This is a genomic window from Rhizobium ecuadorense, assembly GCF_001187535.1.
In the GTDB taxonomy this organism is placed as follows: Bacteria; Pseudomonadota; Alphaproteobacteria; order Rhizobiales; family Rhizobiaceae; genus Rhizobium; species Rhizobium ecuadorense.
In genome coordinates this window covers 54,627-67,677 of the sequence record NZ_LFIO01000381.1, presented here as the reverse complement: position 1 = coordinate 67,677, position 13,051 = coordinate 54,627, and the positions used below count along the sequence as shown (strand labels likewise).

Below are 13,051 nucleotides of genomic sequence, written 5' to 3'. Positions count from 1 at the left end.
CGGGCCGGCAAGGCAATTGCCCTATTGGCGGCAGCCAGGTTCGGCCGTTCTAAGAGCATGATGTTACCCGAAACCACTGACGCTTTTCGGCATTATGCTCTCGTCACGATTTCTCGTGTGCGCTTTCCTCCCGGAACGCCGCCTCGCCGGCATCGGAAACCTCGACCCATTTCTTGTCGGGCGCGGCGTCGGCGACATAGGCATCGTGCCAGTTCCACCACTTGTAGGTCGGGGTCTGGGGATAGCCCTCCGGCGAATCCTCCCAGACTTCCTGGCGGCCGAGCGGGGTGATGTCGAGATAGTTCCAGGTGCCGCCCATCTGCTCGTCGCCGCGATTGTTGATGAAATAGGTGCGGAAGATGCGTTCACCGTCGCGGTAGAACACGTTGGTGCCGTGCCACTCGTCGACGCCGAAATCCTTGTCGAAGTCGTCGGTGACGGTCACCCACCGCATCGTCCAGCCCATGCGCTCCTTCAGGCTGGCGATATCGGCCTGCGGCGCGCGCGAGGCGAAGACCAGAGTCGTGTCGCGGGCGTTGAGATGGGCGACATGGGCAACCTGATCGGCCACCATCGAGCAGCCGCGGCAGGCATGCTCGGGCCAGCCGAAGACGCCGGGCTCGTAGAAGGCGCGGTAGACGATCAACTGGTGCCGGCCCTCGAACAGCTCGACCAGGCTGGCCCTTCCCTCAGGCCCTTCGAAGACATAATTCTTTTCCACGACCATCCAAGGCATGCGCCGCCGCTGGGCGGCAAGCGCATCGCGAGCGCGGCTATGGGCCTTTTCCTTCACCAGAAGCTGCTTGTGGGCCGCCTCCCAGGCCTGCTGCGAGACGACCGCGGGCTTTTTCATGGCCTGCCCGCCCTTTCCATTCTCCGTTGCTGCGGTCATTACGTCGATCTCCTCTTTGTGGCGAATTCCCGCGCTCCCTCGAAGAAGCCGGTTCATCGCGCATTGGTCGGAGATAGTTTCGCATCGCAGATCGCACAGTGGGAGTAACAAGTGTGACCGTAATTCCCGCGACCGGCGCAGCCGATCGCCCGCACAATATTCGATCTGGCCGCGATCCGTCCGAAGAATGGCCCAAGGCGAAATAGGTCGAGCCATCGCATCCTGGATGATCGGGAGAGTTGCCAAAAGCAGGCGAGTATCAGAAGCTTGTTTTTTCTATCAGGCGACGGATGGTTCGATATGGCGACAGCCTCTTCCAGCCAGCAGGCCAGGCACGGCAGCGCCAGGATCTGTCGCGGCTGCTGGGATCAGATGCATATGCCGATCCCGATCGGCGGTCCGCTCGCTTTGCCCTTCCGCGCCTTCGGCATCACCCGCAGCAAAATGAACCCCGATATCTGCACGATTTGCGAACGCTCTTTTCAGTACGTCAAGAAACAGCGCCAGATCACCGTCGACGCCACCATCCTGTTTGCCGATATCAGGGGATTCACGGATCTGTCGGAGCGCATCGAGGCGGTGCAGTTGAGCGAGATCGTCAGCCTATTCCAGGATCGCTGCGCCCAGGCGATCTGGGCGCATGACGGCATCGTCAACAAGCAGATGGGCGACGGCCTGATGGCGATCTTCAATTTCCCGATCGTCAGCAAGGATCACGCCGACGCCGCGATCCTCGCCGCGCAGGAGATCCAGCAAAACTGCGCCGCCGCCCTGAACGACCTGGCGCTCGAGGCCCTGCCCGGCCGCACCCTCGGCGTCGGCGTCGGCATCCATTCCGGCGAGGTGCAGATCGGCGAATTCTCTAGCTTCCGCAGCGATTTCACCGCCATCGGCGGCGTCGTCAATCAGGCCGCGAGACTTGAATCCCAGGCGGCGGCCGGCGAAATTTTGGTTTCGGCGGAAACGGCAGCGAAAGCTCCCGACCTCACGGCAGGCGCCGAAACCCGCGTGCTTGCGCTGAAGGGCATCGAACAGCCGGTGCGGGCGAGCGTGCTGATCAAGCAATGAACAACTGCTCGCGCCACGGACTTCTCCCTCATTGCGACAGTCGCAGATTCACGCTCTGATTGCCGACGCATCGCCTTGCAAGCCGATTAATCTTCCCGAAACGAACGTTGCTTATCGTTAGGCCGTTTAAATCCTCGGGGTATCTTATGGGTAGTTTTTCTCTGTTTCACTGGTTGATCATCTTGGTCCCGCTCAGCGTAGGCTTGATCCTCGCCTTCAGAAAACCGGCGGCCGGGCCGAACCGTTTCGGTGACCTGCCGCAGGCAATGGGTTTCGGGCAGGCGATCAGCAGCTTTTTCAGGAAATATGTGGATTTCACCGGCAGAGCGAGCCGATCGGAATTCTGGTTTTCGACGCTCTTCGTCGTTCTCGTCGACATCGCTTTCTACCTCATCGAGCCAACCGGAGCATTGGGCGGAATTTGGTCGCTGGCGGTGTGCCTCCCGTCAATCGCCATGGCCACCCGCCGACTTCACGACATCAACCGCAGCGGCTGGTTCCAGTTGCTTGCGCTGTTGGTGCCCATCGGAACGATTGTCGTCCTCGCCTGGTATTGCAGAGCGCCGGCTGCGACGGATTCCAGGGCGTCCGTTTTCTGAGGCGTGATCATGCGGATATGTTTCCGCATGGCGGCGACCGTGGCGACCTTCGGCGGTTCTGAGGCTGCGCGGAACCTGATCGTCTGCTCTCTTGAACACGACCCTGCGCATGTAACTGCGTGACCGTGGATATGGCTACGCCGCTCGACTTATACCGGAGGGTTTGAAACGGAGTTTGCGGTCCCGTTCGCATCATCGGTGATCACCACGCCGGCTTCCAGCGCCGCGAGGATAAAGGCCTGCCGCACGGTCTCGGCCGGCATGCGGCCCGCAAGCCAAGCGCGGCAGAAATCGATGGCTCTCTGCTGATGGACGCCGTCATGGATCGGCCAGTCGGAGACGAGTGCGTAAAGCGCATCCTGCGGTGAGCGGAGAACCAGCCGTTCGCCGGCATCAAGATCGATCGAGATCGTTTTTTTCCAGAAGGCGGAATGGTCGCTAATGGCAGTCGCACCTGCAGCTGAATTGACCAGGAATAACTGCCGAAGGTCAATCTCGGTTCCAGTATGGGTCCGCTGGCGTCACTGTTGGAAAGGGCGGTACGCCGCCGACGCTCAAGAGAGCTCCAAGATAGCCGCAAACGCTCAAGAGAGCCTCATCCTGAGGCGCCCCGCGCGGGTCTCGAAGGACGAGGCGAGTGCGTCGGCGCGGCGGCACTGGACGTTTTATAGAGTGGCAATTATTCACCCAATCCGAACGATTCATTCGTTTCCCTTTTGTACTCTTTCCCTCTTCCCTTTCGCGCTGACTCTCTCCATATTCCCGCCATGGCCAAATCTCCGAAGAAATCTCCCGCCCCGAATGGCTTCGAGGAAGCCCCGCAGTCGTCCTTTGAAGGCGCGCCCCTCTCCGGCTCCGTCGCCGATTGGGTGAAGCAGTTGGAGGCCGATGCCGAAGCCTCGGGCGTCGAGAGCCAGCGCGATATCGCCTCTAAGGCCGGCAAGCACCGCAAGGCTGTGGAAAACCAGGCGCGCAAGCATTCGGAGGCCGTCAGCGTCAACAAGAAGGCGACGGTGAGCAAGACCGCGCGCGGCGTCTCGATCGGCGGCTCTTCCGACCCGAAGACGCGCGCCGCCGCCGGCCTGAACCCGGTGGCGGGCCTCGATATCTCGCTTGAGGATGCCGACAAGATCTCGTCCGGCGGCGTCACCGCCACGGTCGAGGCGCTGTCGGCGCTGATCGAGAGCGGCAATCCGCTGCACAAGAACGGCAAGATCTGGACGCCGCACCGCCCTGCCCGCCCCGACAAAACGGAAGGCGGCATCCGCATCCTGATGAAATCGGATTACGAGCCGGCCGGCGACCAGCCCACCGCCATCCGCGACCTCGTCGAAGGGCTGGAGAATGGCGACCGCAGCCAGGTGCTGCTCGGCGTCACCGGCTCCGGCAAGACCTTCACCATGGCAAAGGTGATCGAGGCGACGCAGCGTCCGGCCGTCATCCTGGCGCCGAACAAGACGCTGGCCGCCCAGCTCTATTCCGAATTTAAGAATTTCTTCCCCGACAATGCGGTGGAATATTTCGTTTCCTACTATGATTACTACCAGCCGGAAGCCTATGTGCCGCGCTCCGACACCTATATCGAGAAGGAAAGCTCGATCAACGAACAGATCGACCGCATGCGCCACTCGGCGACGCGCTCGCTGCTCGAACGCGACGACTGCATCATCGTCGCCTCGGTCTCCTGCATCTACGGTATCGGCTCGGTCGAGACCTATACGGCGATGACCTTCCAGATGTCGGTCGGCGACCGGCTCGACCAGCGCCAGCTGCTGGCCGACCTCGTCGCCCAGCAGTATAAGCGACGCGACATGGATTTCACCCGCGGCTCCTTCCGGGTGCGCGGCGATACGATCGAACTCTTCCCCGCCCACTTGGAGGATGCCGCCTGGCGCATCTCGATGTTCGGCGACGAGATCGACGCCATCACCGAGTTCGATCCGCTGACCGGCCAGAAGGTCGGCGACCTGAAATCGGTGAAGATCTACGCCAACTCGCACTATGTCACCCCGCGCCCGACGTTGAACGGCGCCATCAAGTCGATCAAGGAAGAGCTCAGGCTTCGCCTGGCCGAACTGGAGAAGGCCGGCCGCCTGCTGGAGGCCCAGCGCCTGGAGCAGCGCACCCGCTACGATGTCGAAATGCTCGAAGCCACAGGCTCCTGCCAAGGCATCGAGAACTATTCGCGTTATCTCACCGGCCGCGACCCCGGCGATCCGCCGCCGACGCTGTTCGAGTACATCCCCGACAACGCCCTCGTCTTCATCGACGAGAGCCATGTCACCGTGCCGCAGATCGGCGGCATGTACCGGGGCGACTTCCGGCGTAAGGCGACGCTGGCCGAATACGGCTTCCGCCTTCCTTCCTGCATGGACAACCGGCCGCTGCGCTTCGAGGAATGGGACGCCATGCGCCCCGACACCATCGCCGTTTCGGCCACGCCAGGCGGCTGGGAAATGGAACAATCCGGCGGCGTCTTCGCCGAACAGGTGATCCGACCCACAGGCCTGATCGACCCGCCTGTCGAGGTCCGCTCGGCCCGCACCCAGGTCGACGACGTGCTCGGCGAGATCCGCGAAACCGCCGCCAAGGGCTATCGCACCCTGTGCACCGTGCTGACCAAGCGCATGGCCGAGGACCTCACAGAATATCTGCATGAGCAGGGCGTGCGCGTCCGCTACATGCACTCCGACATCGACACGCTGGAGCGCATCGAAATCCTCCGCGACCTTCGTTTGGGTGCTTTCGACGTGCTCGTCGGCATCAACCTGCTGCGCGAGGGCCTCGACATTCCCGAATGCGGCTTCGTCGCCATCCTCGACGCCGACAAGGAAGGTTTTCTGCGCTCCGAGACCTCGTTGATCCAGACCATTGGTCGTGCGGCGCGTAACGTCGACGGCAAGGTCATTCTCTATGCCGACCAGGTCACCGGCTCGATGAAGCGGGCGATGGAAGAAACCGGCCGCCGCCGCGAAAAGCAGATGATCTATAACCAGGAGCACGGCATCACCCCGGAATCGGTGAAAGCCAGGATCTCCGACATTCTCGACAGCGTCTACGAACGCGACCACGTCCGCGCCGATATATCAGGCGTCTCCGGCAAGGGCTTCGCCGATGGCGGCAACCTCGTCGGCAACAACCTGCAGACCCATCTCAACGCGCTCGAAAAAAGCATGCGCGACGCCGCCGCCGACCTCGACTTCGAAAAAGCCGCCCGCCTGCGCGACGAAATCAAACGCCTCAAGGCCGCCGAACTGGCTGTCATGGACGACCCGATGGCCCGTGAAGAGTCGAAGGCGATGGAAGGAAAAGCCCGAGGCAAGTCCCCTTCTCCCCAGCGGGGGTCCGAAGGACGGGTCGAGACCGGCGGCTCGACCCCGGCTGGTGCCCGCGGGGCGGATGAGGGGGCCACACCCTCCTACTTCTCAAGACCCTCGATCGACGACATGGGCCCAGGCACCGACACCACCACCCCGCTCTTCCGCAAACCCGCCCTCGAAGGTGAGGAGCGGTCCGCGCAGCGGAGCAATCGATCCAGTGAATCGATTGCAGCGACGAACGGCCGCGACATCGCCGAACCCGCCAAGAAGAGCCTGTTCCGCAAAAACGACCTCGACGAAATGACAGTCGGCCGAACGGAAAAGCCGGTCATCGGACAGGTGCCGGAGAAGCCGGACGCATCAAAGAGCACGAGGCGGTTTTCACCGCTGCTGGGTGAGGAACGGTCCGGCGACAGCCGGAGCAATCGATCCAGTGAATCGATTGCAGAGACGAACGCCCGCAGCGCAAGCGAAGGGCCGGCACGCCAGCCGGAACGCGACGATGGCGTGCGGCCAGTGGTCAGGGGCAAGACGGGTGTGGGGAGCTATGAGGACCCGGGCGAGCAGAAGCGCAAGGGGCGGACGAAGGGGAAGACCGGGCGGCCGGGGCGGTAGCGAACACCACTGTTTTGGTGCATACAAACGGTCGATGAACCCGGCGCGTTGAGCCAAAAGGGAAGCAACAATGTCCGACACCATTCTACGCTACGTCCCAGCCGACCCGTCTTGGCAACCCTCCCCGGAAAACGCAAACAAAGCAGTCTCCTTATTGGAAACAATCATCCCCGGGGCGGATGAAGTGAAAGCGAGCTTCGAGGATGAGATCAGGTTCTACGATCCCGGCGAAAACTGGTCTGGAGTGGAATGCAGCGCCTGCGGCGCGGATGCCCAGGAATGGTGGGGAGAGGCGATGGAGGCGGCTTCCGCCGATGGGTTTAAAGACCTCAACACCGTGGCCCCTTGCTGCGGCGCCACAGTATCATTGAACGACTTGCGGTATATCTGGCCCGCCGCGTTCGGCCGCTTTGCTCTCGAGGCCCACAATCCAGGCATCGGCGATACCACCGAGGAGCAGGATCGGAAGATGGCTGAATGCCTTGGAACGCCGCTGCGGAAAATTTGGGGGCACGTTTAGGCTATATCAGAACGCCTCGCCAGGGCCTATCGTGCCAGCCAACACACCGCCAGCATGGAGGAAGGAGGCGCCACCCATGCCCGAACTCCGCATCGACCCCTTCCCCTCGCCCGACGACCTCAACCCCCTCTGGTCCGCCGCCTCGAACGCACCCACCGCACCGGACTTCTCCCGCATCCTGCCCGCAGCCTCGCCCATATCGGCGCCTATCACGACAACAGGCTCGTCGGCTTCGTCAACGTCGCCTGGGACGGCGGCATTCATGCCTTCCTTCTCCACACCTGCGTTCACCCCGACATGCGCCGGCAGGGCATCGCCACGCAACTGGTCAGGGAAGCCATGCGGATTACCCGCGCGCGCGGCGCCGAGTGGCTGCATGTCGATTTCGAGCCGCACCTGACCTCCTTCTATCGCGCCTGCGGCTTCCGGCCGACCTGGGCCTCATGAAGCTAGCCTAGCCTTCCCCACTCACCCACACCCCGTCCTCCCCTCACCCTTCACCAGCGCAAAGTAAATCCGCTCCACCCGACAGGCAGCACTCCTGGCGCTCGCCTCGTACCCCGCCGCCGGCCATCCGCGTCGAGGGCTGCCGTCGGCCGCGATCAGCCAGTACCAGCGCTCGTCTGACCCCGTCAGATCGATCTTGAAGATCCGCCCCATGCAGGCCTCGCCGTGGAAGCCGATGAAATCGTCGCCGGGCTTTTCCTTCCAGGAGTGACGCCATCTTCCCCTCGGCGTCTCGCCGCTGATGACCATCTCCCAGCTCTTCCAGCCATTATAGTCCGATTGCGCCGTCAGCGATCCATCATAGGGTTTCGGCTCGATCTGCAGGCAGCCTTCCAGATACTCCGCGACCGAGTTGCAAACGCTGCTCCAGGCTTCGTCACTGTGCCAGGTCAGCTTGTAGGCGAACTCATCGGAGACATTCTTCAAGGCTGCGGCGACGGCAGACGCGACGCCTTCCCGGCTCGCCGGTTCACCGCGCAGCCTGATGCGGAGATAGGTGCAGAGAAATTCCGCCGTGTCCCAGGCGATCGGCTCGATGACATGCAGCTTTCGGCGCTTGCCGACCTCATAGCCGCCGAAATCCCGGATGCGACGCTGAGGCTGTTTGCGAAGGGCATTATTGAGGAACGATCTCAGAAGCGTTCCGATATCGTCTAGCATGCGTTTCCTCTCCTCATGAGGATGTCTCTGCCGCATGGTTTCGTGAATGGCTCCGCCCGAGCCGGTAAAATCAGAGCCATCCCGACAAAACCGCCGCGCGCTTTTGCCGGGATTGCTCTAGAACAGGATGATTTTAGGCCGGACCGGCCAAAAATCTGAATCCTGTTCTAAATTAAAGAGTTAGAGCATGATGTCGCCCGAAAACCGCTCACACTTTTCGGCATCATGCTCTAGATCAGCGTCGGTTCCGGATCATCCTCGGCCTCTTCGATGATCTCCGGCCTGTCGTTCTTCGGAGAGCCGACATCCCGGCCGATCTTCCACATCGACATCAGTTCCGCTGGGAAAGGCTTCATAAGATCGTTCGGGTCCGGTTCGGCTGACAGCCATCTCTCGTAATCCGCGCGATGCAGGATGACAGGCATGCGGTCATGAATCTCCGCCATCATCTCGTTCGGCTCGCAGGTGACGACGGCGAAGTTGCGGATGGACACGCCCTTCTCGTCCGTCCACGTCTCCCATATGCCCGCGAGCGCAAAAGGCGAGCCGTCTTTCATGGCGATGGCATAGGGCTGCTTGTTCTTGCCGGTCCCGTGAATGTCCTTCCATTCGAAGAAGCCATTGATCGGAACGAGGCAGCGACGCGATCGGTATGCCGAGCGGAACATGCCGTTGCCGCTGATCGTCTCGCATCGAACATTGACCGGCGGCGGCCGGCCGCCGGGCTTGGCCCAGGAAGGCATCAGACCCCAGCGGGCGGTGACGAATATGGGGCCTGACGTATCGGGTTCGCGCACGATGTCCCTGACGATAATAGGATAATCTTGCGACGGCGCTCCATTCCAGCGGGGAAAGCGATTTCCCAGCCCGTCGATATCCCCGCCCTTCACCGCAAAGGCGAAATTGCTGATCAATTCTTCAAGCGAAGTTTTAACGAAGATGCGTCCGCACATCGCGCTTCCCGCCGATGGAGTATTAGACGTTCTGATTATGTTCTCGACAGAGACATCGTCAACAAAGCGTCAGTTGTACCCGTTCAGGAATGCTCCTTCGCGGTCTGCCCCAGCAATCGATCCCATTGCGAAGTAAGCGGAATTGGCCGAAAAACACGTCCGGCAAGCGACTTGACAAACGAATCGGAAACCAGCCATGCCCGAACTCCGCATCGACCCCTTCCCCTCGCCCGCCGAACTCAACGCCCTCTGGTCAGCAGCCTGGAGCACGCCCGAAGCACCGGATTTCTCCCGCATCCTCTCCCGCAGCCTCGCCCATATCGGCGCCTATCACGACGACACACTCGTCGGCTTCGTCAACGTCGCCTGGGATGGCGGCATTCATGCCTTCATTCTCGACACCTCGGCGCATCCCGACCTGCGCCGGCAGGGGATTGCGACGCGGTTGGTCAGGGAAGCGACGAGAGTTGCACGAGAGCGCGGCGCTGCGTGGCTGCATGTCGATTTCGAACCGCACCTGACCGGCTTCTACCGCGCCTGCGGATTTACCGCCACCGCGGCGGGCCTCATCAAGCTCAAGTAAGACCTCCCGCGCGGGAATGCAGGAACACGTCGAAAGCCAGCACCAACCTGCGATGGTGGCTCGGATGATCCGCAGCGCGGCGCCGTCGAAAACCCGCTTCAAAACACAATTTTGCCGAGAGTACCTCGGCTGAAAATAAAAAATGATACTATTTAGCAGATCAAAATATGCCTTTGAGTTCTCAAATCAAAATGCTTCTCCCAGTATCTCGTCCTTAATTTTTGATTAAAAGAGCAATGAAAAGACACAATTTTGCATTGAAAACTTAATAGGGGATTGGCATAGATCCCCAGAGGGTTGTCGTCCGTTGAAGCGGCAAGAACAGTTCTACTGAGGATTTCCGATTTTCATAGAATGCAACGCATCCATTGGGGTAGGTTTAATATGGCCTTGAATATTCTGGACACCAACGGCGCAACGATTACCAAGACCGGCGCCGAGTTCGAAGCTTACGACGTTATCCGCCACTCCGCCACCAGCCCTTCCTCGGCTGTCACGCTGGTCGTCTCGGATTCAGGCGTGGCCGATCTGGTCGACGAGTTGGGTTCGGTCTCCGCGAACGTGACGGGCTCGAGCGGCGACAATGTGATCACGACGGGCGCCGGCAACGACAACATCAATGGCGGTGATGGCAATGATACGCTGAACGGCGGCGCCGGTGACGATGTGATCACTGGCGGCAGCGGCAACGACAAACTGATCGGCGGCGACGGCAACGACAGCATCACCGATGGTGGCTTTTCCGTCTTTCTGCCGGGACCTGGCGGCCCCCAGCCGGAACTCATCAACATTGACGCGGGCGCTGGCAACGATGCCATAACCATCGACAGATTCGCGTCACAGATATCAGGGACGATCGATGGCGGCGCCGGGATCGATACGCTGCAAGCCCAATCGCTCCAGGGCTTGACGCTCAAGAACATCGAAGTCCTTGAGACCGGATTCTCGCAGGTTTTCGGTTCGAGCGCGCAGTTCGAAAGCTTCGACAAGATTCTGGGATCGACTTTTCCGTTCCCTGATTTTCGCCCATCATTGGCGGTTACTGACAGCGCCCACCTCGATCTTTCCGACGAGCTGGGAAATCTCGGAGCTTTTATCACCGGCTTCTCCGGCGTCGACGCAAAGACCGGCGCCGGCAACGACGAGTTCGCGGGCAGCGACATCGACGACATTTTCGACGGCAGCGGCGGCAACGACCTCATCAATGGTAATGCCGGCAATGACAAATTGACGGGCGGCGCCGGCAACGACACCATCAATGGCGGCGACGGCATCGACACCGCAATCTTCTCAGGCAACTTTGTCAACTATTCCCTGGCGATCGACAATGGCAGCCGTGTCGTGACGAGCGCGCTTGAGGGCATGGATAAGCTGACAGACGTCGAATTCGCGCGCTTTGCCGATGGCGTCTACAGTTTCGCCACGGAAACGTTCACCATCAACAGCCCCGGGCCGGGTACTCCGCTGAATATCCTGGACACGCACGGCGCCACGATCACCAAGACCGGCGCTGAGTTCGACGCTTACGACGTCATCCGCGACTCCGACAATCCTCTCGTCCCGGTCAACCTGGTCATCTCGGATTCCGGGACGGTAAACCTTGCAGACGAATTGGGTTCGGGCTCTGCAAACGTGACGGGCTCAAGCGGCGACAACGTGATCACGACGGGCGCTGGTCACGACAACATCGATGGCGGCGATGGCAATGATACGCTGAACGGCGGCGCCGGAAGCGATCAGCTTCGTGGCGGTGATGGCAATGACACGCTGAATGGTGGCGATGGCAATGACCTGCTCGCCGGCAGAGATGGCAATGATATTCTGAATGGCGGCGACGGCAATGACCAGATCGTGGGCGACGTCGGAAATGACATCATCAAAGGCGGCGGGGGCAACGATACAATCTCCGATGGTGACCGCTTCGGCCATACCCCTGAGGTCTTTAACGTCGATGCCGGCGATGGCGACGATGCCATAACCGTAGAGACATTCGCTCTAGTTTCCGGAACGATCGACGGCGGCGCCGGGATTGATAGTCTTGAAGCCATCTCGCTCCGGGGCCTGACGATCAAGAACATCGAAATCCTTGAAACGGAGGGATGGTCGGTTGCCGGTTCGAGCGCGCAATTCGAGAGCTTTGAAAAGATCGTTTACTCGACCGATCCGTTCCACGATTTCAACGCCTCATTGGCTTTGACGGACAGCGCCCACCTCGACCTTTCCGACGAGTTGGGGGATCTCGGGGCTTACATTGCCGGTAATGTCTCCGGCATCGACGTCAAGACCGGCGGCGGCGACGACGAATTTACCGGCACCGACGGTAACGACATTTTCGACGGCAGCGGCGGCAACGACATCCTCAATGGCAATGCCGGCAATGACAAATTGACCGGCGGCGGCGGCAACGACACCATTGATGGCGGCGCCGGCATCGACACGGCGTTCTTCGCCGGCAATTTCGCCAATTATTCCCTGGCATTGAGCAATGGCGGTCACATCCTGACGAGCGCCGCTGAAGGGACGGACACGCTGACCGACGTCGAATTCGCCCGTTTTGCCGACGGCGTCTACGACTTCGCCACGGAAAGCTTCACGCCTAAAAGCAACGCCGCGCCGACCAATATCCAGCTCTCGAAAACCTCCATGTCGGAGGACACGCCGATCTGGACCACGGTTGGTCTGCTCAGCGCCAAGGACGCCGACGGCGACGTCCTCACGTACAAACTCCTTGACGGCGACGACGATCATTTCCGGATCAACGGCAACCGCATCGTCACCTCGAAGGCGCTGGACTACGAGACAGCCAAATCGCACACGATCAAGGTCGCCGTCTCCGACGGCAAGGTCACTGTGGAAAAGGACATCACGATCAACGTCCTCGACGTCAACGAAGCGCCGGTCAACCAGGCGCCGATAAAGCTGTCCTTCTCACGCAGCTCGATCTCCGAGAACGTCGCGATCGGCACCTCGGTCGGCCTTCTCTCGGCCGTCGATCCGGAAGGGGGCACGGTGAAGTGGCGGCTGACAGATGATGCGGACGGCATTTTCAAGCTCGTCGGCAACAAGATCCAGACCAAGGCAGCAATCGACTTCGAAAGCAACCATAGCCTGACCTTCACCGCTGAAGCCTATGACGCGGCTGGAAATACCACCAGCCACGACTTCACGATCACCGTGAAGGACGTCTTCGAGCCGTCGTTTTCGAGCCTGTTGCATGAGACGTTGATCTAATCGCGATACGATTGCCGGTGGACGCAGAGATGCGTCACCGGCGATCTCGACAAAAGGTAGGACTTCCCGCGTGGCTATCGTAGTCCCACCGACCGAACTTGCC

General features: G+C 60.8%; 10 protein-coding genes and 1 pseudogene. 7 read left to right on the top strand and 4 right to left on the bottom strand.

Annotated features, from left to right (window positions below):
* Positions 1 to 103 precede the first annotated feature (103 nt).
* The gene (locus tag AF337_RS08505; protein WP_049731785.1) at positions 104 to 892 is read right to left on the bottom strand and encodes a DUF899 domain-containing protein; all 789 of its coding nucleotides are present in this window, start codon (positions 890 to 892) and stop codon (positions 104 to 106) included.
* Positions 893 to 1,192: 300 nt separating this feature from the next.
* On the opposite strand from AF337_RS08505, the gene AF337_RS08500 reads away from it, so the two are divergent.
* Complete coding sequence (locus AF337_RS08500; RefSeq protein WP_049732034.1) at positions 1,193 to 1,960, top strand: adenylate/guanylate cyclase domain-containing protein; 768 nt, start codon at positions 1,193 to 1,195, stop codon at positions 1,958 to 1,960.
* A gap of 146 nt (positions 1,961 to 2,106) precedes the next feature.
* On the top strand, positions 2,107 to 2,559 hold the full coding sequence (locus tag AF337_RS39985) for a DUF805 domain-containing protein (RefSeq protein ID WP_082336777.1): 453 nt from the start codon (positions 2,107 to 2,109) through the stop codon (positions 2,557 to 2,559).
* A gap of 149 nt (positions 2,560 to 2,708) precedes the next feature.
* Here AF337_RS39985 and AF337_RS46225 read toward each other — a convergent pair whose 3' ends face one another.
* Positions 2,709 to 2,939 carry a DUF982 domain-containing protein gene (locus AF337_RS46225; RefSeq protein WP_049731783.1) on the bottom strand — a complete coding sequence of 77 codons (231 nt, stop codon included), beginning with the start codon at positions 2,937 to 2,939 and terminating at the stop codon, positions 2,709 to 2,711.
* Positions 2,940 to 3,326: 387 nt separating this feature from the next.
* Here AF337_RS46225 and uvrB point away from each other — a divergent pair, with 387 nt between their 5' ends.
* The 3 genes and pseudogenes from uvrB (at position 3,327) to AF337_RS08475 (ending at position 7,461) form a co-directional block, all read left to right on the top strand.
* Positions 3,327 to 6,494 (top strand): excinuclease ABC subunit UvrB, encoded by a 3,168-nt coding sequence (gene uvrB, locus AF337_RS08485; RefSeq protein ID WP_049731782.1) that lies wholly within the window; start codon positions 3,327 to 3,329, stop codon positions 6,492 to 6,494.
* Positions 6,495 to 6,564: 70 nt separating this feature from the next.
* Entirely contained in the window at positions 6,565 to 7,014 is a 450-nt protein-coding gene (locus tag AF337_RS08480) for a hypothetical protein (protein WP_049731781.1), read from the top strand.
* Positions 7,015 to 7,090: 76 nt separating this feature from the next.
* Positions 7,091 to 7,461: pseudogene (locus AF337_RS08475) on the top strand (GNAT family N-acetyltransferase).
* 21 nt (positions 7,462 to 7,482) lie between these two features.
* Here AF337_RS08475 and AF337_RS08470 read toward each other — a convergent pair.
* Together AF337_RS08470 and AF337_RS08465 are read right to left on the bottom strand one after the other, a co-directional pair.
* Complete coding sequence (locus tag AF337_RS08470; protein WP_049731780.1) at positions 7,483 to 8,181, bottom strand: hypothetical protein; 699 nt, start codon at positions 8,179 to 8,181, stop codon at positions 7,483 to 7,485.
* 230 nt (positions 8,182 to 8,411) lie between these two features.
* On the bottom strand, positions 8,412 to 9,134 hold the full coding sequence (locus AF337_RS08465) for an SOS response-associated peptidase (RefSeq protein WP_049731779.1): 723 nt from the start codon (positions 9,132 to 9,134) through the stop codon (positions 8,412 to 8,414).
* A gap of 196 nt (positions 9,135 to 9,330) precedes the next feature.
* Here AF337_RS08465 and AF337_RS08460 point away from each other — a divergent pair, with 196 nt between their 5' ends.
* Positions 9,331 to 9,717 (top strand): GNAT family N-acetyltransferase, encoded by a 387-nt coding sequence (locus AF337_RS08460; protein WP_049731778.1) that lies wholly within the window; start codon positions 9,331 to 9,333, stop codon positions 9,715 to 9,717.
* 384 nt (positions 9,718 to 10,101) lie between these two features.
* Positions 10,102 to 12,948 carry a cadherin domain-containing protein gene (locus AF337_RS08455; protein WP_049731777.1) on the top strand — a complete coding sequence of 949 codons (2,847 nt, stop codon included), beginning with the start codon at positions 10,102 to 10,104 and terminating at the stop codon, positions 12,946 to 12,948.
* The last annotated feature ends 103 nt before the right edge of the window (positions 12,949 to 13,051 follow it).